Origin of the sequence: Microcoleus asticus IPMA8 (assembly GCF_013179805.1) — a bacterium.
Classification (GTDB): domain Bacteria; phylum Cyanobacteriota; class Cyanobacteriia; order Cyanobacteriales; family Microcoleaceae; genus Microcoleus; species Microcoleus asticus.
The window spans coordinates 37,508-61,061 of sequence record NZ_SRRZ01000007.1; the positions used below are offsets into that span (position 1 = coordinate 37,508).

Annotated in this window: 11 protein-coding genes; 6 read left to right on the forward strand and 5 right to left on the reverse strand. The window is 48.7% G+C overall.

The genetic code is table 11. The features are described 5' to 3' along the window. The first annotated feature begins 46 nt into the window (after positions 1-46). The 3 genes from E5S67_RS03080 to rodA all read left to right on the forward strand — a co-directional run bounded on the left by E5S67_RS03080 (position 47) and on the right by rodA (position 4,467). Positions 47-2,443: a tetratricopeptide repeat protein gene (locus E5S67_RS03080; protein WP_172185371.1), complete on the forward strand. Its 2,397-nt coding sequence runs from the start codon at positions 47-49 to the stop codon at positions 2,441-2,443. 76 nt (positions 2,444-2,519) lie between these two features. Further along, positions 2,520-2,867, forward strand: a complete 348-nt coding sequence (locus E5S67_RS03085) for a VOC family protein (RefSeq protein WP_172185373.1) — start codon at positions 2,520-2,522, stop codon at positions 2,865-2,867. Between the two features lie 340 nt (positions 2,868-3,207). Continuing rightward, entirely contained in the window at positions 3,208-4,467 is a 1,260-nt protein-coding gene (rodA, locus tag E5S67_RS03090; RefSeq protein ID WP_172185375.1) for a rod shape-determining protein RodA, read from the forward strand. A 426-nt stretch (positions 4,468-4,893) separates the two neighbouring features. Here the strand turns inward: rodA and E5S67_RS03095 are convergent, their stop codons facing one another. Then, positions 4,894-6,255, reverse strand: a complete 1,362-nt coding sequence (locus tag E5S67_RS03095; protein ID WP_172185377.1) for a proton extrusion protein PcxA — start codon at positions 6,253-6,255, stop codon at positions 4,894-4,896. Positions 6,256-6,307: 52 nt separating this feature from the next. On the opposite strand from E5S67_RS03095, the gene E5S67_RS03100 reads away from it, so the two are divergent. The 3 genes from E5S67_RS03100 (at position 6,308) to E5S67_RS03110 (ending at position 15,182) form a co-directional block, all read left to right on the forward strand. Continuing rightward, entirely contained in the window at positions 6,308-8,518 is a 2,211-nt protein-coding gene (locus tag E5S67_RS03100; RefSeq protein WP_172185379.1) for a recombinase family protein, read from the forward strand. A gap of 402 nt (positions 8,519-8,920) precedes the next feature. Next, the gene (locus tag E5S67_RS03105) at positions 8,921-12,247 is read left to right on the forward strand and encodes an Ig-like domain-containing protein (protein WP_172185381.1); all 3,327 of its coding nucleotides are present in this window, start codon (positions 8,921-8,923) and stop codon (positions 12,245-12,247) included. Positions 12,248-12,281: 34 nt separating this feature from the next. Beyond that, the gene (locus E5S67_RS03110; protein WP_172185383.1) at positions 12,282-15,182 is read left to right on the forward strand and encodes a calcium-binding protein; all 2,901 of its coding nucleotides are present in this window, start codon (positions 12,282-12,284) and stop codon (positions 15,180-15,182) included. Between the two features lie 86 nt (positions 15,183-15,268). Here E5S67_RS03110 and E5S67_RS03115 read toward each other — a convergent pair whose 3' ends face one another. The 4 genes from E5S67_RS03115 to E5S67_RS03130 form a co-directional block, all read right to left on the reverse strand. Next, positions 15,269-15,973, reverse strand: a complete 705-nt coding sequence (locus E5S67_RS03115; protein ID WP_172185385.1) for a rhomboid family intramembrane serine protease — start codon at positions 15,971-15,973, stop codon at positions 15,269-15,271. Positions 15,974-16,532: 559 nt separating this feature from the next. Beyond that, a complete protein-coding gene (locus tag E5S67_RS03120) occupies positions 16,533-17,630 on the reverse strand; it encodes a DJ-1/PfpI/YhbO family deglycase/protease (RefSeq protein ID WP_172185387.1) in 1,098 nt (365 codons plus the stop codon). Between the two features lie 182 nt (positions 17,631-17,812). Continuing rightward, positions 17,813-18,571, reverse strand: coding sequence for an SDR family NAD(P)-dependent oxidoreductase (locus tag E5S67_RS03125; protein ID WP_172185389.1), 759 nt, complete (start codon positions 18,569-18,571; stop codon positions 17,813-17,815). 259 nt (positions 18,572-18,830) lie between these two features. Continuing rightward, complete coding sequence (locus E5S67_RS03130; RefSeq protein ID WP_172185391.1) at positions 18,831-23,516, reverse strand: PAS domain S-box protein; 4,686 nt, start codon at positions 23,514-23,516, stop codon at positions 18,831-18,833. Positions 23,517-23,554: the final 38 nt, after the last annotated feature.

The following is a 23,554-nucleotide window of genomic DNA, read 5'->3' on the forward strand; positions in this document are numbered from 1 at the left end:
TCTGTTAAAGTTGTGTCAGATGGGTAACGCTAAACCTGGTGACTAAATGGAAGCCGATCGTGCACTGGATTTTACAAACTCGTTACTTGTGGCTCGAAACCTGAAAACTCTCGACAACCTTGACAGCGCTATCTTTCGCGAAGCTTGGCAAGGGGTGCAAGGCAGGACGTACCAACAGGTTGCAGATAGTGAAGGGTATGGAGTAGGGACTGTTAAGGATGCTGCCTCTAATTTGTGGAAGCGACTTTCAGCGCTGTTTGGAGAAGGCGAAAAAATTAAAAGAGACAACCTTCAAGCTGTTGTAGAGCGGTATTGGCGCAGCTACTCGAAACTCGAACCGCAGTCGGGACAAATTGTTCCGGCCCAAGTATCTCTCGGAGTTGATTCGGAGTTGGATATGGAAAACCCGAATTTTTTGGGCCGGTTCGGGGCGATCGAAGATCTAAATACTCTTGTCGCCCAAGGAGCTAAAGTGATTGTCATCCAAAGTGCCGGCGGTATGGGCAAAACGACTTTGGCCAGACAGTATCTCAAATCTCAAGGGTTCGATCGAGTAATTGAACTGTTGATGGCAAAAGAGACAGAGAACATTACAGCCTTGGAAAGCGCGATCGAAGAATGGCTCAAGCAAGACTTTCAGGAAGAACCAGGGCCCGACTTTGGCGTCACCCTGGGGCGGCTGAAGCGGCAGCTTCAGACTCACAAAGTCGGCGTATTGATTGACAATTTGGAAGCCGCACTCGACGGACAAGGTAAGTTTATTGAACCGCACCGGCTTTACGTGGAACTGTTGCGAGTTTTGGCTGACGCGGAGGTGCAGTCGGTAACGCTGATTACCAGTCGCGATCGGCTTTGCGATTCAGACGTAACCGTCGAACACTACCTGCTTCCGGGATTAGAGGTGGAAGTTTGGCAGCAATTTTTTAGCGATCGCAATATTAAGATAGATCCTGTCGCCCTCAAGGAAATGCACAAAGTTTACGGCGGTAATGCCAAAGCAATGGGCATCCTTTGGGGCACAATGCGAGAAGATTTTGACGGAGATATGGCGGCTTACTGGCTGGAAAACAGCGACCATCCGCTCGTTGAAACTGACTTGAAAAATTTAGTTACCAGTCAGTTTAACCGCCTGCAAGAACTCGATTTGGAAGCCTATCAACTCCTCTGTCGCTTGGGCTGTTACCGCTATCAAGACGTGCCGACAGTCCCTACTGACGGACTTTTGTGTTTGCTGTGGGACGTGCCCGAAGCCGGACGCCGACAAATTATTAAATCGCTGTTGCACCGATCGCTAGTCGAGTCTCAGAAGGGCGAATACTGGCTGCATCCAGCAATTCGGGAAGAAGCGGTCGATCGGCTCTCGCCCGGAGACTGGGAGAGTGCCAACCGCAAAGCAGCCGAGTTCTGGACCGAGAGTGTTGAAAATATTGAGACTGTAGAAGATGCGTTGAAAGCTTTTGAAGCTTACTATCATTATGTGGCAATTAGCTGTTTCGAGCAGGCCGCGAGCGTCATCCTCAAAAAAATCAATATCCAGTTTGCCAAAGATTACAAGCTCGGTCGAGCACTCTACACATTAGGTTTCTTGCAGCCAATAATTTCAGCAACTACTCGCATCGTCAACAATGTGACTTCTGATTATTATTTGAGCGGTCTTTACAGTATTTTAGGCGTTTGTTACCGGATATTAGGGGAGATTAATCAAGCCATAGAATGCCACCAAATATCGGAAATAAAAGCAACTAAATCTTTGCAAATTATAGCGAAAAGTAGCGAACCGGAAAACGGCAAACAAGCTAATCTGGAATTCTGGAAAGTTAACGCTGCAATTAATATAGGTTTTTGTCAAATAGAAATGCGGGAATTAGAATCAGCTATGGAGATATTTGTCAAGCTGAAAAATTCGCGGGACGAAATCGGGATTAACAGCTATTCGATCGATGTTGGCTTAGCTTTCCTCAACTCCTGTGTCGGAGCAAAAAAAGAGGCGGAAGAGCTCGCCGAAAAACTTTATACCGATCGGGAAGAGAGTCAGTTGGTGGGTACGGGATACAAATTAGTTTTTCTCGCCGCCACCTATCAAAACTTGGGAGACACAGAGAAAGCTTTGAGCTTGTACCGCCAAGCGATCGCGATCGCCGACCAAAACCAGTACAGCACCATCAAAGCCAAAGCTCTCAGCGGTACAGCCGCGCTGTACCGAGAACGGGGAGAATTTGACCAAGCCATGCAGCACCATGCAGAAGCAATAGAAATACTCGATCGAGCCAGCGCTAAATTAGACCGAGCCGAAGCTTGCTATCAACTAGCACTGACAGAACAAAAACTTGGTAATATCGAGAAAACCCAAGAAAATTTTGACTGCGCCATTCAACTGTTCAGCGAAATGGACGCCAGCAAACAAGTAGAAAAAGTACAGTTAGCCGCAACTAAAAAAATATAAAAAATACCTAATTAATCGAGTAAAAAATCAGAAAATAGATACAATAAACGAAAGAACAACCAGAAATTTTGTTGACATGAAACTAAAACGATTGGGGCACGTAGCCGTCTGCGTGCAAGATATAGAGAAGTCTGCTGAGTTCTACCTAAACTTGGGCATGGAGTTAGTCTGGAAAGATGCAGACTGGGCTTATTTAAAAGCAGGAGAGGACGGATTGGCGCTGTTGAGTCCGAGTTACAGCCAAGCAGGCCCGCATTTTGGGTTTGTATTTGACGATCGTACCGAAATGGAATCCGCCTACCGACAACTCAAAGCCGATGGTGTTTCAGTCACCCACATTCACGAACACCGCGACGGTACAGCATCTTTTTACGGCAGAGACCCCGACGGTAACGGTTTTGAATACCTTTACGAACCAGCCTGACTATTCTAGAACTTGCGGAGCGCGATCGGGCTATTCCGTAATGGGGAACCGCCCGCTGTCACCTCAAACCTGGATTTTTCGTTCCAAATTCGGGTAATGTGCGCACAGTGCAGCCTAGATGGAGATTGGTGCTCCGTGCGCACCCTAGGAGATTGTTGTGCCCGCGCACTCCTAGCCCGTTGCTGAGGGCCCGGAACCTCCCTAGAACTGCCCGAATAATGTGAGATACTCACACCGACGCTCCTACAGTAAGGTGCAGGCTCTGAATCCGAACTATATCCACAACTTCCGAAAATCCGCTCGATAATCTAAAATCTAAAATCTAAAATCTAAAATCCTCATGTTGCAGAGAATACAAGTCAGAAACCGCTGGAAATTCATCTTCAAACCCTGGGAAGAAGCAGACCCTTGGCTGTTTGCCGCTTGCATCGGCCTCACCATCTTCGGGGGAATCATGATCCGCAGCGTCGAAATCAACCAGGGGCTGATCGACTGGTGGCGGCACTGGGTAACTGGGGCAGTCGGTTTGTTCCTCGCCATCATCATTTCCCGCTGCCGCTACCAAGTACTGCTTGAGTGGAAATGGCCGATTTACATATTAATCAATTTGTCGCTGATTGCAGTGCGGTTTATCGGTACTACAGGGCTCGGTGCCCAGCGGTGGATCAACATCGGCGGCTTTTACCTGCAACCGTCAGAATTTGCCAAAGTAGGCATGATTGTCACTTTAGCAGCTCTCCTGCACGACAAGAGTGTCCCCACGGTGGCTAATATGTTGAGGATGCTGGCGATTATGGCTGTACCCTGGGGATTGATATTTGCCGAACCAAATTTAGGTACTTCCTTGGTGTTCGGCGCGATCACAATGGGGATGTTTTACTGGGGTAATGTCAATCCCGGCTGGCTAATATTGCTATTCTCTCCTCTAATCTCAGTTCTTCTCAATAACCTGTCTACACCGATTTGGATAGCCTGGGTAGTTGTTGCGGGTATTATCGCTTGGCGATCGCTACCTTGGCCCTGGTTGGGGACTTTCGGTGCTGTGCTGGTGAACGTTGTTTCGGGACACGTCGGACATCTTTTTTGGAATGTGCTCAAGGATTATCAAAAAATGCGTCTGACAGGGTTTTTAAACCCCGAGAAAGACCCTTTAGGCAGCGGATATCACTTGATTCAATCTCGGATTGCTATTGGGGCTGGGGAACTCAAAGGCAGGGGTTTGTTTCACGGAACGCAAACTCAGCTTAACTTTATTCCCGAACAGCATACGGACTTTATCTTTTCAGCTATTGGCGAAGAATTGGGCTTTATTGGCTGCATTTGCGTACTGTTGGTGTTTTGGATAATTTGTTTCCGGTTGGTGACGATCGCTCAAACTGCTAACGATAATTTTGGTTCTTTGCTGGCGATCGGCGTACTGTCAATGTTGATTTTTCAGGTGTTCGTAAATATTGGAATGAACATTGGCTTGGCTCCGGTTACGGGCATTCCGCTGCCTTTCCTGAGTTACGGGAATGCGTCGCTGCTGAGTAATTTTCTCGGACTGGGACTGGTGGAGTCGGTGGCGAACCAGCGACAGCGCAAGAAGCGTTGGAATTAGGTCATTGCTAATTGGCAATTGCTAATTGCTAATTGCTAATTGCAGGACTTACGCAGAACCTCTATGTTTAGGGCGCACGACACAAGAGCGCCTTACCGTTATAATTTGCCCGTCAAACCAGTTCTTGCGTCTAGGACTATAATTGCTAATTAGGAATTAGCAATTATAGTCCTTTCAAATAGCCCTAATACCTCTGTAGTGAGGACTAAATTTCTCAATATTTCATGAAAAATTTAGTCCTCACTACACACGTGATAACGCTTATTTTATGCGACTAGATATGAGCAGATTATATCGTTTCTTTTCGTACCGAAATAAGAATTTTAGGAGTGCAGCAGTGCGACCTTCCCACTGGCTATTGAGAAGGCCCACCCAAGCGGGAGGCACAGCAAAGCAGGGTATAATTCCGACGTTACCCATTTGATATTATTCGTTCATATTCTTGTATGTAGCAACGGCCGAAGGCGAACTCCGGTTTAAATAGCGGAATATCCAATACTTAAATACCGTATCCAAGATAACTGGAAATGTCGCAATGAACAAAAATATGAACTGCCTATTTTCTGGCAGCCCCAAATGCCTCGATACACCTTCGAGAACTACTTCCCAGCCGTGAGGCGAGTGGAATCCGACAAACACATCGGTAAACAAAATAATTACGAAAGCTTTAGCACTGTCGCTGAGGCCGTAAATCACATCATCCATGAAAGACTTTAAAATCTCAATCTCTTTCTTGTTAGTGACGATAATCGCGGCAAAGGCTATGCAGGAAATCAAATCGGCAAAAATATTTTTAATAGCTCCACCACTTTCAGAGCGGTATTCCTCCGCTAGTTCAACAGCTTTATCGGCAATCTTCTTTTCCGTTTCTTCTAAAGAAAGCGACGGAGCCAAGCCTATTAACCTTTGAAATTTGAGGTGCTGCTCAAATCTCTCTAGTTCTTGCAAGGCTTCTTCTTCCAGGTTAACATTGAGGAATATTGGTGCATTTTGCTGGGATCTAAAATGGTCAACTACCGGCCCGACTATAAAGTTTTTTGAAATTTGATTTGTCAACAGCGGAACTAAAATCAAAAGCAAAATAAATCTCAGAGAAATGACTGTTTTTACTTTGGAATTGCGGAAATTTTTAACTACTTCTTTTTCAGATTCCGGGTCTAACTCTTTAGTAATTCGATTCAAAGTTCCCAAAAGCGAGCGAGGCAATAGATTAACCTCTTCAAAGTTAGTATCAACCTCGCCATCGTGAATTTGAACTGAATTAGCTGAACCTTTATTGGCGTCAGGTTGAGATCTGCTATTTGTAGATTTCACCTGTTGATTTACTGAAGTGGCAACCGGGACAATTGCAGTTGATTTACTATTATTAATATACTTGTCGATGACTCCATCAATAAACTCTAGCTTCTCAAACACAAGAGAGGCTCGATCTTTATTGTCGAGATGTAATCCGTGCTGATAATGATCCGCGCTTTGCCCCGCCTTCGGTTTTGCCCCAACTCGCTCCGGCAGTTCCAAAAAAGAACGGCTAGCATTAAACTCAACCATTCGGGTTTGGATGACCTTGAGGTATTTTTGCAGTTCGGATTTAAAGTAAGACAGGGTGCTGTGTCCGTAATCTCCCGATCGAGCGGAGATTCTTTGGCCGCCAAAATGCTCGTCTTCGATCGCCTTAATTGCTAACGCAGCATCATAAGCCTGTTCTAGGGCCCTGTCAGGCGTTTCTCGATACCATTGGTGAGCGCTGTAGAGATATTTTACAATCCTGTTCCAGGGAGAAGTATTCATAGCTAAAGCTGGTTAGTTGGCTGTAGACATTAGTGATTAAAGTATTCACGGTATGGTAACAAATTTACATAAACTCGGAACCGAAGCCTCGGATTCAATTTGGATTGTCGGAGCCGCCCGCAGTGGCAAAACCGCTCGTTTAGTCGAGCAGTTCTGCATTTGGAGCCAAACTGTCAAGCCTGTGCCACCAAAAGTTTCAGACAGGTGGCGTTCCGGGCGGCGGCGGGCCGGACAAACTGCCCCAGCAATTTTAGTCTTAGCAGCTAACGGAGACAACCGGCTAGAATTGGCCGATCGCATCGCCGTCGCTACCCAAGGAAAATATACCTTTCACTCGACAACACCCTTCGGTTTTTTTGAGCAGGAGGTATTGCTATTTTGGCCGCTGCTAGTTCAGTCCCTGGATTTGAGGGCTCAATTTCCCCTGCGGCTGCAACCTGAAACAGAACTGGAACTTGCCGCCAGACTCTGGCGTCGCGAACTAGACGAAGGCATTTTGCAACAAACAGGGGTAAGTCCAAACCGAATGGTGCGTCGAACACTAGACTTATTACAACTTGCTGCTGTCAGCGGTACGCCGAGAGAAGAGATTCCCAGCATTCTGGAACAGGGATTTGCTGGTGACGGCGGCTCGAACAACCTGTGGACTAGCATGGGAGAGTTGCTGGAAAGGTGGCGGGAATGGTGCTTGACGCGGGGGCTGCTGACTTACGGGATTGTTTGCGAACTCTACTGGCGCTATTTGTTGCCGGATGTCACTTACCAGCAGCATTTGGCCTCTAGATACCAAGCTGTGCTGGCAGACGATGTTGACGATTATCCGGCGATTAGCGGCCATTTGTTCGATCGAATGCTCGACCAAGGTGCGGCGGGGGCGTTCTCCTACAATCGGGATGGAGGAGTGCGTTTGGGCTTGGGGGCTGACACGGAATACCTAGCCCGACTCGAAAACCGCTGTCAAAGCGTGGAAAATTTGGACGCAAAAGCCGGTTTAGCCCCAGAAATTGGGGATGTAGCGGTAAGTTTAGCCGTTAATTCTGAGGGTTTTTATCCTTTAGGCTTGAGTTTGCCCGGATCGGTTCGATCGCTCCAAACCACTTCCCGGGCTCAATTGCTGCGAGAAACCGCCGAAATTATCGTGGATGCGGTGAAGTCAAAAGCCGTGGAACCGCAGGAAATCGCCGTAATTGCTCCCGGGATGGATGCGATCGCGCGTTACAGTTTAACGGAAATTCTCGCCCGAGATGGTATCGCGGCCACCTCCCTCAACGATCAGCGTCCCCTATCGAGTACGCCAGAGATTCGAGCTTTGCTCACTTTGTTAGCGTTAGTTTATCCGGGACTCGGCCGTTTAGTCGATCGAGACGGCGCAGCCGAAATGCTGGTAGTGTTGGGCAGCCAGAAACACCGTTCATTGGAAACAGAAGATTCCAACCCCACGTTCAATCTAAAATCTCAAATCCCAAATCAAAAATCGATCGACCAAGTGAGAGCAGGTTTAATCGCCGATCACTGTTTTTGCCCAGATATCGATCGACCTCAATTGCTGGCAATTAAAGCCTTTCCTCGGTGGGACAGACTGGGACACCGAGCCGCCGCGGCCTACGAGCAGATTGTGGAGTGGATCGAACAACAGCGGTCGCAACAGCAGGAGCGGCTGTTGCCGAGTCCAATTGCCCTGCTCGATCGAGCGATCCAGAAATTTCTCATGAACGACAGATACCTCCCTTACGATCGGCTAGCAGCCCTGCGCGAGTTAATGGAAACCGCCGGCCACTACTGGGAAATACAGGGGCGTCTGCAGCGCGTAGAACCAACAAACGCTGGCGACTCAGAAACGATCGCCCGCTTCATCCAGTTGTTGCGCCAAGGAACCGTCACCGCCAACCCATTTCCAGTCCGTTCAGAAGGCCCAGAAGCCCAAGCCGTCACCCTCGCCAACATCTTCCAGTACCGCAGCAGCCGCCGCGCCCACAAATGGCACTTTTGGCTGGATGCCGGCTCGCCCCTGTGGCTGAGCGGCGGTGCGGCGACATTGTTTGGTGCTCCCTTATTTTTGCGATCGCAACAGGGGCATCCCTGGCAAACCGAAGAGGAAACGGCTGCCGACCAACAGCGGCTGCGGCGAATTCTGCTAGATTTGTTAAGTCGCTGTTCCCTGCTTTACCTTTGCCACAGCGAACTAGCCGTCAACGGACAAGAGCAAACCGGGCCCCTTCTGCCCCTCATTCACAGCTCTGTTTCTTGTCAGCAGTCAGCTTAAGGCATTCGGCTCTTATGTATTTGGCATTCGGCTTCTGAAGGCAAGAGGCACATATGTATTCGGCATTCGGCAGGAGGAAAGAAAAAAATATCAATACGAAGATTTTAATTTTTTTCCTTCTGAACAAATACCCTGGTCTGACTTGAAGTCAGACTTCTACCTTCGATCGAAATGGGGCGATATTAAAGTATACCCAAAATCGGCCTCAAAACGTGCAATCATTAATATTTTGAGATCAAAAGATGCCCGGCTTAAAAAATATCTGTAGCCGTTGCAGTTTTGATTTAGTATGCTAGAAATGATCGGGATTATTAATCAATCTTAAGCCATATTTGTGGCAACAAACTGATACTAATCAGTTCTTAAAGTTAATCGGTATCGTCGTTTAAAGGAGCCAAAATAATGCCAGGCGCAGTACCACCAGGATTTCTCGAACCAGTAGGATTTCTCGAAGGTGAGCCGATATTCAACCTCGGGGGTGATGAAACGATCGGCCCAACTCCGGTGACAGAGCCAACTCCGGCGCCAGAGCCAACTCCGACGCCAACACCAACTCCGACTCCGACGCCAACTCCGACTCCAACACCAACTCCCTCCGGGGACGACACATTTGGCGGCATAGACGACACATTGGGCGGAGGCACAGGTACCCTACCCTCAACGATCGGCGGCGTGCTCCGCGGCACAGAAACCAACGACTCCTTAGTTGCCAGTCCCGGGCCCGACGTGGTTTCCGGGCTGCAAGGCAACGACAACCTTCAAGGAGCCGACGGCGACGATTTAGTGTTTGGCAACGACGATGACGACGTGCTGTTCGGCGCGACTGGCAACGACGTTCTAGACGGTGGTTCAGGACTCGATACCCTGTACGGAGGCAAAGGCAACGACTCCCTCGACGGGGGAAATAACCCTGACCTGCTGTACGGCAATGACGGCAACGACACGGTAATCGGAGGCGAAGGCAGAGACACGGCTTACGGCGGCAAAGGCAGCGACAGCTTGCGCGGCGGTGCTGGCGACGATAGCTTTTTGGGCGATCGAGGCGATGACATCGTTTGGGGCGACCAAGGTAACGACTCGCTCTTCGGCGGCGACGGCGAGGACTTGCTATTTGGCAACGAAGGAGGCGACTGGCTGTACGGAAACGCCGGCGGGGACACATTTTTTAGCGGCGACGGCGACGACATCGTATTCGGCGGCGACGGCGACGACATCGTGGACGGCGGTGCGGGCAACGACGTTATTTGGGGCGAAGCAGGCAAAGACGTAGTGGCAGGAGGCGAAGGCAGAGATGTCTTCGTCATCGGTGCCTTCAGTTCCCCCAGTGGCAGCAGCAACGGCACTAACCCGGCATTTCTCACCACAGGCGGCCCAGATCTCGCCGATGCCGACATTTTCACAGACTTTCGCCAAGGCGAAGATGCGATCGGGTTAAGTGGCGACCTCAAGTTTGAAGATTTGGTAATCTTCCAAAGCACCGAGACCAAAGCCGGCAGTACGATTATTCGCAACGGCGTCAGCGGCGACTTCTTAGCAGTATTGCCCGGAGTAGACAGCAGAACCCTAGGGCGAAGCTCATTTGTAATTGCCCCCACAGTTCCCGGCAGCGCAACTCCGCTTCCCCTGCCGACGCCAACAGACAGTCCGACGCCGACGCCGACAGCAAGTCCGACGCCGACGCCGACAGCAAGTCCGACGCCGACGCCGACAGCAAGTCCGACGCCGACGCCGACAGACGGCCCGCCGCCGACGTTCCCGACGCCGACAGCAAGTCCGACGCCGATTTTCCCGACGCCGACAGCAAGTCCGACACCGACGCCAACGTTCCCGACGCCGACGCCGACGCCCATCCTTAACCAGCCTCCAAGAGCAGTTAACGACAACTTCACTACTGTTGCGGGTCAAGAACTCAGTCTCAACGTTCTGTTGAACGACACTGACGCGGACAAGAACATTCTTACTGTCACGACTTTTACTCCAGCAGGCAAGGGGAGCCTGGTTCCCGTAGGCGGCGGCGTATTCAAATACACCCCGAATCCGGGCTTCTCGGGTACTGACAGCTTCAGCTACTCGATCTCAGACGGTAACGGCGGCACAAGTCAGGCGGTAGCAACCATCCGCGTCAGCAGCCCGCCGCAGCTAGTAATTAACGACGGTGTGGTGGTTGCCAAAAGTAATCCTACCCAGACAATCACGGCTGCGGATTTGTTAGTGACAGATCCCGACAACACGCCGTCGGAAATCTTTTACACGATTACCAAAGCCCCCGACGCTACCAGAGGTTTTGTCCAAAGGGGCACGACCTTTCTCAACGTCGGCGGCAAATTCACGCAAGACGATATCAACAACAACATCGTCAAATACAACTTGCTGGCGACAGGTGGCAGCGACAGTTTCACGTTTACAGCCTCCGACGGATCTGCAACTCTCGAGCCGATATCCTTCAGCATCACGGTTGTAGATAATATTGTCGATCGCAGCGCACTCCCGGCTAGCACATTTACAGGCAGCAACCTTAGCGACTTCATCCTCGGCGGGGCCGGCGACGATACCCTCTCTGGGGGCGATGGCAACGACATCATCGACGGCAGTGGTGGCAACGACCTCGAATTCGGTGAAGCAGGAAACGACTCGGTGGTGGGTGCGATCGGCAACGACTCCCTCGACGGCGGACTCGGCAACGACTCCCTCGACGGCCAAGACGGCATAGACTCGCTGATCGGCGGACTGGGCAACGACCTGATGTTCGGCGGCAATGACAATGACAACCTCTTGGGCGGTGACAACAACGACAGCATTGACGGCGGAACAGGCAATGACTCGATATTGGGAGAATCCGCTGACGACTCGATACTTGGAGGACTCGGCACCGACACCTTACTTGGTGGCATAGGCGACGACTCCCTCGACGGCGGTGCAGGCGACGACATCCTCGACGGCGGACTGGGCAGAAACTTGCTCGACGGCGGTCTCAATAACGATTCCATATCCGGCGGCGACAACGATGACACGATTTTGGGTGGAGGAGGCAACGATACGGGACTCGGAGGTTCGGGCAATGACTACGTGTTGGGCGAGGCCGGCACCGACTCCCTCGACGGCCAAGCGGGCGACGACACTCTCGACGGCGGTGCCGGCAGCGACTGTCTCAGCGGCGCCTTCGGCAATGACTTGGTGTTGGGCGGCGATGACAACGACTCGCTTTCCGGCGGTGCAGGCAATGACATTTTGGGTGGCGGTGCCGGTTCAGACTTGCTCACGGGCGATGCTGGCAATGATTTCTTCTACTACGAAACTCCCAGCGAAGGCGTGGACGTGATTGCTGACTTTAACGCTAACGGCAGCGAGACCGACAGATTCTTGTTCAGGTCGTCAAATTTCGCAGGTTTAACCAACTCAGGAACTACTCTCGATTTCACCAGTTTTATCGTCAGGAATATCGGGTCTAGCGGCGACAACATCAGCAAGCAATCAGTCATTTTGTTTGAATCTAAATTTGATAACGCTCAAGCAGTAAATGCTGTGTTGAAGAATCAAAACGGTTCGAGCAAGACGGGAGCTTTCTTCGTGTACCTGAACAATACTTTTAACAAGTACGTTCTCGGCTTCGACCCGAATGTGGCAGATGACAGTCTCCCAGCTTTCGATTTGGGAGTTTTGAATTCTATTCCTACAGTGCCGGGAGCGCTCAGCACCGTCATTACTGCATCTGACTTTAAGTTTATTTAGTAGTTTTTGAGTAGCGTCGCAAGGAGTCGGAACAATGCCAAGTGCAGTACCAGCAGGTTTTCTCGAAGGGCAGCCACCGTTCGTGTTACTGGATAGGAATGGGAATATTTCGGATATCATCGGCACGCTACCAGACCCGATGACGGGGACGGACGTGATGATGACGGACACGGGGACAACGACAACTACAACGGACACGGGGACAACGACAACTACAACGGACACGGGGACAACGACAACTACAACGGACACGGGGACGGACATTTCGATCACCCCGGTGCCGCGGCCACCTCTGACAGTTCCCACGCCTCCCCCCGAGCCACTTTTTGTCGATGGCTTAGTTGTCGCAAATGACGGCATTAACTATTTAATCGGCAGCTTGTTCAATGACACGATTGCCGGGGGAGGCGGCGACGACACGCTTCTGAGTCGGGACGGAGACGATCTACTCAGGGGCGAAGACGGTAACGATTCTCTCAACGGCGGCGCTGGTAAAGATATCGTTGAGGGCGGGCGCGGCAATGACACGGCGCGGGGTGGCAAAGGCGATGACTTGGTTTCTGGGGACCAGGGCGATGACGTAGGTTTTGGCGACCAGGGCAACGATATTGTCTTCGGTTCTGAAGGCAACGACTCGCTGTACGGCGGTAAAGGCAATGACTGTCTGCGCGGTGGTGGCGAGGACGACCTGATTTTTGGCGACAAGGGCAATGACAGTGTTTTTGGCGACACGGGTAACGACTGCCTGATTGGCGCTGGGGGCAATGATATTTTGTTGGGCCAGGAGGGCGGTGATGTCATCACCGGCGGTGTTGGTAACGATACTGGTGACGGCGGCGAGGGTGATGACCTGGTCTTCGGGGGCGACGGGAATGATTCTCTGTCTGGAGATGCTGGGGATGATATTCTTTCGGGCGATCGCGGATCGGATACTCTGACAGGAGGCGACGGATCGGATATCTTTGTTCTCGGTAGGGTGGGCACGTCGCCTGCTGGCAACGGCTTTCTCACTACTGGCGGTCGCGAAATCGGGGATGCTGATGTAATTAGAGATTTTAATGCGGGAGATTCGATCGGTCTGGCTGGAGGTCTGAACTTTACAGAGTTAGAAATTTTCCAGGGCCAAGGCTCGAATTCTAGCAACACGATTATTACTGACAGGCGAACTGGGGAATTTTTGGCGGTGTTGATTGATGTTCGATCGAACTCGCTAGATGAATCTAGGTTCACTACAGATCAATTACCGCGCGTAGACGACAATCCTTTCACCATTCAGGGGACAAGTGCTTCTCCGACACCAACGACGGGGACAAGTGCTTCTCCGACACCGACAGGGACAACTCCTTCTCCGACACCGACAGGGACAACTCCTTCTCCGACACCGACAGGGACAACTCCTTCTCCGACACCGACGGGGACAACTCCTTCTCCAACTCCGGCGACGACTCCAACTCCGGCGACGACTCCGACTCCGGCACCGACTCCGAGTCCATCACCATCACCGGGGACAACTCCGAGTCCAACTGCGTCGCCGGGAACAACTCCGAGTCCGACTCCGGCACCGGGGACATTGCCGACACAGGTTCCGAGTCCGACTCCGACTCCGACTGCGGGCGGGACAACCCCGAGTCCGAGTCCTTCCATCGTCCCGACTCCAACTGCTACGACCCCAACTCCTCCGCCTTTGGGCGGGGGGCCGACTCCGCCGAGTTTTACATCTCCGACTCCTAACCAGCCGCCGATCGTGGAAGCGGGCAAGACGGTGACTGGTTTGCAGAATTTGCCTCTGTCTCTGAGCATTTCGGCGCCCAGCGACCCGGAGGGCCAGCCGCTGTCGATCGCGGTAGTCGGACTTCCCAATCCTACTTTTGGTCAGGTAATTACGGGTACGAACCCCCTCACCGTGAACCAAAAGTTAACAGTTCAGGATTTACTCGGGCTGACATTTCAACCGGGAACAAACGCGATCGGGCAAGCCGGTTCTTTCAGCTACAGCGTAGCTGACGACCAAGGCGGCACCGCAGCAGCGTCAGTGGCGATTAACATCAATTCTTTCAATACCTCCGTAACTGTTCCAACTACCCTCTCGCCCATTGCTGTCAATGACGGCATCGTATTTACGAGTACGAATAATTTGCTGCCCACTTTCATCGACGTGCTGGCGAACGATTCCAGCCCGCAAAAAGGGCCGCTCAGCATTATCAATGTCAGCACACCGCAACTGGGGATAGCTGTAAATCTTGTCTCTCAAGTGCAATTCATCCCCGGCAACGTAGCGGGTACAACTGCTTTCACCTACAGCGTCAGCGACGGGTTCGGGACAATTCCGGGCGTAGGTACTGTCACCGTTCAAATATTGCCGGCTGATAGCGGGCCTAACAATTTGGTTGGGGGTTCTTTGCCGGACAATTTGAACGGTTTAGCGGGCAGCGATACTATTGACGGTCAAGGCGGCAACGATAGCATGGACGGCGGTTTGGATAACGACGTGCTCGTAGGTGACCTCGGCGCAGATACCATGACGGGGGGCGGCGGCAGCAATCAATTCCGCTATACCAGCCCTGCACAAGGTGGGCCGGCTTTTGATGCGGCTTCTTCGGCGGCGATCGATGCTGCGATCGCGGCGGGCGGATACGATGTGATTACTGATTTTAACGGCCTCGGTGTGCCGATCGCCGATCAGTTTAATTTTGCCCCCGGATTTGCCAATCTCAGCGGTAACACCCAAGTTCTGCTGGAAGTGCAGACAACTGTTTCTGCAAATATTCTGGGAGGAACTGCTTTCTTGTTTGCCTACGATTCCGGCGGCAATACTTACATTATTTATGACGGCAATGGCAATAACGCCACCGGCAGCGATTCTCGCATTTTGGCGAAGTTAAATGGTGTAACAGGAGTTTCTTCTCTTTCGGAATTTGACTTTACTTTTATCTAAAAAGATAAGAGGTTTTTAACCGCAAATTAACGCAGATATTCTTGGCAGTTTATCTGCGTTAATTTGCGTTAGTCTGCGGTTAAAACTTAAATTTCATTATGTTCAGAAAACAATCCCAATAAAGGGCCGAGAATAGCGCCGAAAACAAAGCCGCCGGCGTGGGCCCAGTAAGCAACTCCGCCGGATTCCATGCCGACACTTGCCGGGGCATTTAAGGAAGCCAAGCCGCTCAATGCTTGCTGTGCAAACCAAAACCCTAGAAAGAAGAAAGCGGGGACTCTGACAGTGGTAATAAAGATTCCCAAGGGAAGCAGTGTCAGAACTTTTGCTTGGGGATATCTGAGAATGTAAGCTCCCATGACGCCTGCGATCGCGCCGCTAGCACCCAGGGACGGAATGGGCGATGCTGAGGAAAAATACCACTGAGTTAGTGATGCTAAAACGCCACAAGTAAGGTAAAATATTAAAAATTTGACGTGTCCTAAACGATCTTCTACGTTATTGCCAAAAATCCACAAAAATAACATATTTCCCGCAATGTGGAGAAAGCCTGCGTGCAGGAATTGGGAACTAATTAGTGTCGTCCATTCGGGAAATGGCGAAACTGGCAGAGCAACCCGACACATATTGCTTAACTGGCAAGGAATTACGGCCCAAGAGTAGAAGAATTGGGTTAATTGTCGATCGCCTAAACTGAGTTCGTACAAAAATACTAATATGTTTGCGGCAATCAGCCCGTAGGTGACGTAGGGAGTGATACTAATGGGATTGTCATCGCGTAAGGGAACCACAGCCTTTTTTTCCTCATCAAAATATTGGCAACACAGTAGCGCATTTATAGCCCAGGTGTCTCCTGTCTAAAGGAAGAGGGAACAAGCCAATCGATTTTAGATTTTAGATTTTAGATTTTAGATTTTAGATTTTAGAATTGAAGAATTGAAGAAAGCGACTTGACGGATGTATCCGGGGGCTGGTTAATCGATTTTAGATTTTAGATTTAGATTTTAGATTTTAGATTAAAGAATTGAAGAAAATGACTTGACGGATGTATCAGGGGGCTAGTTATCGGATACTATATTTTTTATTTGTGCACGCATGAATCTGGGGCTTGTACGGCCTGCGGATGCCACAAGCTTCCTTCAAACCCGCCGTATCTCGCTGAAACAAAAATAGAACCCATTGAATAAAACCCTCCACCTTGCAGTTAGTTGAATATCTGCTTTTTAGTGTTGGGTTTTATTTTACCGCAAAAGCGTAGATTGTAGGATTGCAGAGCAAGTTTGTAGTTGCGATATTGGTACGGGTTTTCACCTCTCAACAAAACTACAAACTTATTTATCCGCCTGCTAATTACATTTTTACAGCGGGGCTAGTCGAAGGTTTAGGCGACTTAATTTCCTGGGAAACTGCACGGGCGCGGTAGAGTTTAGCAACGACTTGCTCGCACTTGGACAAATCCGATTCTATCTCTGTTAAAATGGCAGTTGATACGGGATCTGTGAACTTCACCCGCAGGTTGTTGATATCGACAACACCGGTTTGCAAATCACCCAGAGTGCTCCGCAGCAAGAACGTTTCATCGGTTCCTTGCATCGAGGCTTTTAATTTAGCGTATTTGTCAGCAATTTGGGCGGGAATTGAGGGTGTTTCGCCGAAATCGTTGAGGCGTTTTTCGAGAGCGAGGATGTGGTTCTGTTTATTTTGAATGATTTCTCTCAAGAGCGATCGCAAATCGCTGTCTTGAGTTTTTTCCGCATAATTTTGAAAGGCTTCGCAAGCATAGCGTTCCCCTGCGAGGGCGGTATTCAAACCTTTAACAATGTCGCCTTGTGTTGAGCCACCCCAACCATTAGCTAATTTCCACCATTCTGCATTTGTGTCAGTTTCTTCTGGCAAAGCGACTTCTTTTCCGCCGTAACCGAGGCGAGCCAGAATTGCGGTGGTAAATATTGCTAAATCTCCCGGTTGGCGGGAAGTGATCAAGTTGCCGTCAACTACTAAAGCTTCGTTGATGTAGTTAGCTCCGGCATTGATCATGTCTGTTTTAATTGCCAAGAAACCAGTCGCATTTTTGCCTTTCAGCAAGTCTGCTTCAATCAAAACTTGCGGGCCGTGGCAAACAGCAGCGACGATTTTTCCTTGCTCAAATGCTTCACGTACAAAATGTACTGTATTGGGATTAGTCCGCATTGTATCGGGAGCCATACCGCCGGGAATTATCACTGCATCGAATTCTGCAGGGACTGCTTCTGTGGTAGTTCCGTCTGCTTGCATGGCAAGTTTTCCTTGTTTCCCTGCATACTTTTCGTTTGTCCGCGAACCGAGGACAACTACTTCAAATCCTGCTTGTTTTAAGCCATTGTAAGGAACTAGAAATTCCGAATCTTCTACTCCATTTTCGATGAGTATGGCAACTCGTTTGGTTTGGCCATTGTTATCGGCTGTCATAATCTGTTTCCCTTCAGGTAGTCTTTTCTCTAACCTTAATTAATTTGTTGCTGTTTTCGCGTCTGGCTAAAGTGATAAATTGGTTCTAGGAAAAATGTGCTTTCGTGAGTCTTTGGAGGTAGTCGTAAAGTGTCCCATGCGCACCCTACAATTAGATGTTTTGTGCAAGTTGTGCGATCGCATCAATGCACGTAAGAGGCTCCATTAATGTCGATCGTAGTCCCGGTAGCGTGCGCAGCCAAACCCGACGCTAAAAACGCGATAACATTGGCAACATCTTGAGGAGGAGCGATTTTGCCGATCGGGATATCGCGAATAATATCAGCTTCGCCGCACTTTTGAATAAACTGATTAGACATTTCTGTACTGACAAATCCCGGTGCAACTGTAAAAGCCAAAATATTATCAGCCGCAAACCCTCTAGCAATGCTGCGAGTTAAAGCAACAACAGCACCTTTTGACGCAGCGTAGTGCAGATAATTCGGGTCATCTCCGCGAAAAGCAGCGCGACTTGCTATATTAATAATTGTACCTCCACTGCGAGTTTTAAAATAAATAATTGCTTCCCGGCACAAGTCGGCAACGGCAACTAAATTAACTTGTAGAGTTTGCTGCCAAGCTGACGACCAAATATCGAACTCGTCCTCAATACCCGCTGACTGCATAATCCCAGCATTGTTAACTATAATATCAATATGACCGCGCCATTTTAAAGCATCTCGCCACAAAGTCGAGGCCGCGTTTTCCAGCATCAAATCTGCAGCCAATAAATAACATCTATCGCGCGCAACACTTGCTGCTACCGCTTCAGCTTCAGTTTGACTGCGACAGTAATGCAAAATCACCTCAGCCCCAGCATTAACCAGAGTCCGCACCGTCACTGCACCAATCCCCTTCGAGCCGCCAGTTACTAAAATTACCTTGCCTGTTAAATCAATCATTTCTCTATCTCTTTTCTCTTTCTCTGTACCCTCTGCGCCCTCTGCGGTTCATAAAAAAAATAAATCTCCTTCACACATGAAATAGAATTGCTATATGATACAGCACATTCCATCTCAATGTGTATGCCATTGCCTGGTGCTGATGGATATCTGCAATAAACCTGTCCAAAAACTTCCAAATCCTTTCCCATGTTGGTTTCTATTGGAAATATAGCCACTGCTTAGAGCACTATAGCTTCTTTATCCTTAAACTCGGTAACTACAGTGGATTCGGCAGCAGAGGTCGAATTAACTCCAGAATTCTGTCAGAATTAAAATTATTGATATAATCAGTTAGTGCGTTGGACAAACCTGCTTTAGATTCGGGGATTTGTACGATTAATTCGTTCATAACTTCGGTATCGAGATAGTAAGCGGCTTGATACATTTGTTCTAACCACTGAGGGGACATCACGGATATATCTTCTACAGACAGCCTTTCAGCTAATAGTTTGTTTGGAGTTGCTCCTAGGGCTTCGTAAATATATTGCACTCCCAAATATTTAGCGAGTTTGTCAAAAATTTCTTTCTGCTGAAATGGCTTGCTCATAAATTCGTTACAGCCAGCCATGAGAACGTCCTCTCGCTCTTCTTCAAAAACACTGGCAGTTAAAGCAATAATGACAGTTTCTTGGTTGTTAGGGTGTTGTCTAATATATTTAGTAGCTATGTAGCCGTCCATGATTGGCATTCGCAGATCCATGAAAATCAGGTGCGGCAACCAACTCTCCCACAGTGAGATTGCCTCAACTCCCTGTGTTGCTTCTCTCACCTCAAAGCCAATGGAGGTCAGGATCTCGACTAACAAGCGGCGATTTTCTGCTAAATCTTCAACAACAAGGATACGGTAGGTTGGTTGTCCAGGAGCTAAACCAATTACTCTTTGATTAATTGATTCTGGGGGTAAGGATTCTGCTTGAGGTAACTGTACACCAATCTCAAAGGAAAAAGTGCTACCTCGGTTCAAAGTGCTTTTAACCCGAATTTGACCGCCCATGAGTTGGACGAGTTTTTGACTGATCGCTAAACCAAGCCCAGTGCCTTGACTCAAATTATTCCCAGCTTGGGCTTGCACGAAGACCTTAAACAATTTATCAATTTCTGTTGGTGCAATTCCCACACCTGTATCCTCAATTTCAAAACATAGGTGACAGGATGTTTTATCTCTTTTTCCTGCTCTTATTCGTAGGGTGATGCTTCCTTGCTTGGTAAATTTAATGGCATTACCGAGCAGATTGACCAAGACTTGATATAGTTTTTTCTTGTCGGTATGCACAAATTGGGGAAGATCTGGATCGGGTTCGACAATTAGCTGCAATTCTCTAGAATGGGCTTTAACTTGCAGCATTTCTTCAAGAGAAGTCAGCAAATTTGTCAAATCAAAGTCAGAAGGATTGAGTGTCATCCGTCCGCTCTCGATTTTGGATAAATCTAAAATATCGTTAATCAAGTCCAACAAATGTTTACCGCTACGATTGACAATCTGCAAGCGCTCTTGGAGAGAAGGAGTCAGAGCGCTCTCATCGCTCATCAATTGCGTGAATCCTAAAATCGAGTTGAGGGGGGTGCGGAGTTCGTGGCTCATATTCGCGAGGAAGACACTCTTTGCTTGGTTGGCTGCTTCTGCTGCTTCCTTCGCCTGGCGAAGTTCCACCTCAGCTTGTTTGCGATCGCTAATATCAATTAAATATCCCAAAATTTCCACTGGTCTCCCTTCACGATCTCGAATTAGCTTGAGTTGTTGGAGTATCCAGCGATAATTCCCATCTGAGTGCAGAAGACGGAATTCCTGAAAATACAAACCATCGGTGAATAGATTTGTTAGTCCATTAAGCACCTGGTCTACATCATCTGGATGCAGATGATCGATCCAAAATCCAGACTGTTCTAAAAATTCTTTGGTTTCGTAGCCGATTACGTCTTTGATGTTTTCGCTGATGAATGTTGGGCCATACTCGCCATCAACTTTACTGCTAAAAATAACGACGGGACTGTAGTTGAGGAGAAAGTTGAGGCGGTTTGTGGTAGCTTGCAAGGCTTGTTCAGACAGTTTTAGCTTTGTTATATCGTGCTGAACGGCAACATATACAGTTCCGTATTCAGGATGCTCAAACTTAGAGGTATGAACTCTGCACCAAAAGAGTGTGCCATCTTTTTTTTTGTTGTAGACTTCATATTTCGCTTCCCCGTCCCGATCGACTTGAGTGACAATATCTTCAACGGTTGCGTCGGGTGTAATCTGTGTATCGACATAATTTATTACACCAACGGGTTGACCTGTGAGTTCGCCCTCTCGGTAGCCAAACATCTCATCAAATTTAGGATTAGTGTAGAATATCGTCAAGTCTGAGGCTTTGACTAAACACACTCCCCCTGCCATATTATTCATAATAATGCTTTGCAGTTCGAGTGTCTTTTGAACTTCTTTTCGAGCCGTGATGTCTTGAATTTGAGCAATAATATGCAGTGGATTTCCCTGCTCATCTTGTACTGCAGATCCATTCAGCAGAATCCAAACAATATGTCCTTGCTTATGCACATAACGTTTTTCTCGTTGGTAAGTTGAAAGCGTTCCTGCTAATAGATTACGCCTATTATTAAGATCCACTGCTAAATCTTCAGGATAGGTAATGTCTTCAAAAGTTAGTGTTAACAACTCTTCTGGGGAGTAGCCAACAATCTGGCACAGGGCAGGATTGACTTTAAGCCAATGCCCGTCAAGGGAAAGGATCGCCATCCCGATCGAGGCATCTTCAAACGCATGGCGAAACTGCTCTTCACTGTTTCGTAAAGCTGTCTCAATTTGTTTGCGATCGTTTTCAGCTCGTTTGCGATCGGTGATGTCGCGTTTAAATACAGAAGCCCCAATAACTCTGCCTTTTGTGTCCTTCACAGGCGAGATGGTGCAAGAGATGTGGATAAGTTTTCCATCTTTGCGGACGCGCAAGGTTTCATAGTTTTTAATCATTTCTCCTTGTCGAATTCTTTCGAGGATTTGCTGTTCTTCGTTGGTAAGATTGGGTGGAATTAGAATGCCGATCGATTGTCCTATGATTTCTTCAGCCTTGTAGCCAAAGATTTTTTCTGCTGCATTGTTCCAGCTTAAAATGATGCCGTCTAAGGACTTGCTAATAATTGCCTCACCAGAGTATTCCACAATCGCTGCCGTGCGTGCCAGTGATGCTTCTGCTTGCTTGCGAAGGGTAATATCGTTTCCAATGCCGAGAAACCCTGTGATATTGCCTTCTGGGTCATATAAAGCTGTCACCGAGACGACTAACGGAAAGCGACTACCATCTTTGCGGATGTAAGACCATTCGTATTCGTCTGTCTCTCCAAGACGTGCCTTGGCAACAAAAGCCTCAAATCCTGGTTTGATAGAGATTCCCATTTGGACAGATAAATCTTGGGCGCGATGCACGACTTCCTCCTTGTCGTGAAGGATCGCAGGTGTTGCTTTCCCCACAACTTCTTCGGTACTATATCCCAACCATCGCTCGGCAGCTTTGTTAAAGGTAAGAATCGTACCATCTAGGGCGGTGGAAATGATGCTGTAGTTGGCACTATCTAAAATGGCTTTTTGCAGCGTTGTTGTTTGAAGTAATTCTTCCTCAGCCTGTTTGCGATCGCTGATATCGCGCAGAATAACCGTAAATACCGTTTCGTCTCCTATTTCCAGCCTAGAAATTGAGGCTTCAGCAGGAAACTGAGTGCCATCTTGACGGCGACCCCAAATTTCACCTCGTTCTCCCATCCTTCCCGCTATACAAAATTGAGCAAATTGTTGGATATGCTGCTGGTGAGCATTCCTAAACTGTTCTGGCAGTAATAAGCTCAGGGGTTGCCCTAAAACTTCCTCAGTTTTATAGCCGAAAATCTTTTCCGCCCCTTGATTAAACAGGGTAATGCGTTGAGTGCGATCGACTGAAATGATTGCATCGTTGGCGATTTCTAGAATTCCAGCAAAACGAGCCTGTGATTTTCGTACAGCTTCTGTCCGTTCAGTCACAAGGATTTCTAAAGTTTCATTAAGTTTTTGCAGCTCTGCTTGGGTTTGTTGGCGATTGAAATCTATCTGGTTGAGAAATCGAGCCGTCCCCCAAATGAGAATTGAGAACGTGAAAACCAGGATGGCTGACCGCAATGCATAGCCAAATTCAGCGTTATACCAGCCTAGTTTTTGCCCCTGAAGAGAGAACCAGTTCATTACCACTGGAAAGAGCGTGGCCCAAGGCAGCAGCCACCGCAACATCAATCCGCCGACTAGCGGACTTGTGACTTCTTGCATTAACCCTTCCTTGGGTCGGAGCAATAAAATTCCTCCATAGAGGATGAAAAAAGTCAGAATCGTGTTTATGGCTTGAGTTGTTGCAACTACGATCAGTTGGGCGAAAATATTGACCTCAAAGATGTGTCCAAATAAAGCTAGCAGAGAAATTAAAGCTGCAACACTACTGCAAATCTGAGCCAACCAAGTGTCCCGTTGGGAATATTGTCCTAGCAGTAATAGTGCTACTCCCATCAGCACAAAATTTAAGGCAGTATTCACTCCCATTCGCCCCGGATCAGGAGCCACCGAAGACGCGACATCGCGGAAAAGCCACTCATCAATGCCCAGATGCCAACCAAAGAGATACTCGCTCAGCGTCAGCAGCCCAATCACAATTACCAACCCGGCCGTCCCTTGAGCGACTCGATAGTGCAGTCGGGTTAGTCTTTGGTACTGCAACAATCTCAAAGACACTCCAGCCAGCAAAAAGCAAAGTGCCGCGTTTGCTTTCATGGTCGAAGTCATACCGGGAAAACCACTTTTGAGTAGGGAGATGTCAAATTGCCAACCGAGCAGGACGACACACCCGATCGCAATGACGAGTAGACTTGTCAGTTGAGAAATGTGCTTGTTCATAAATAAATCGGCTGCTTGGGTTGAGAAAAGGTTTTCCT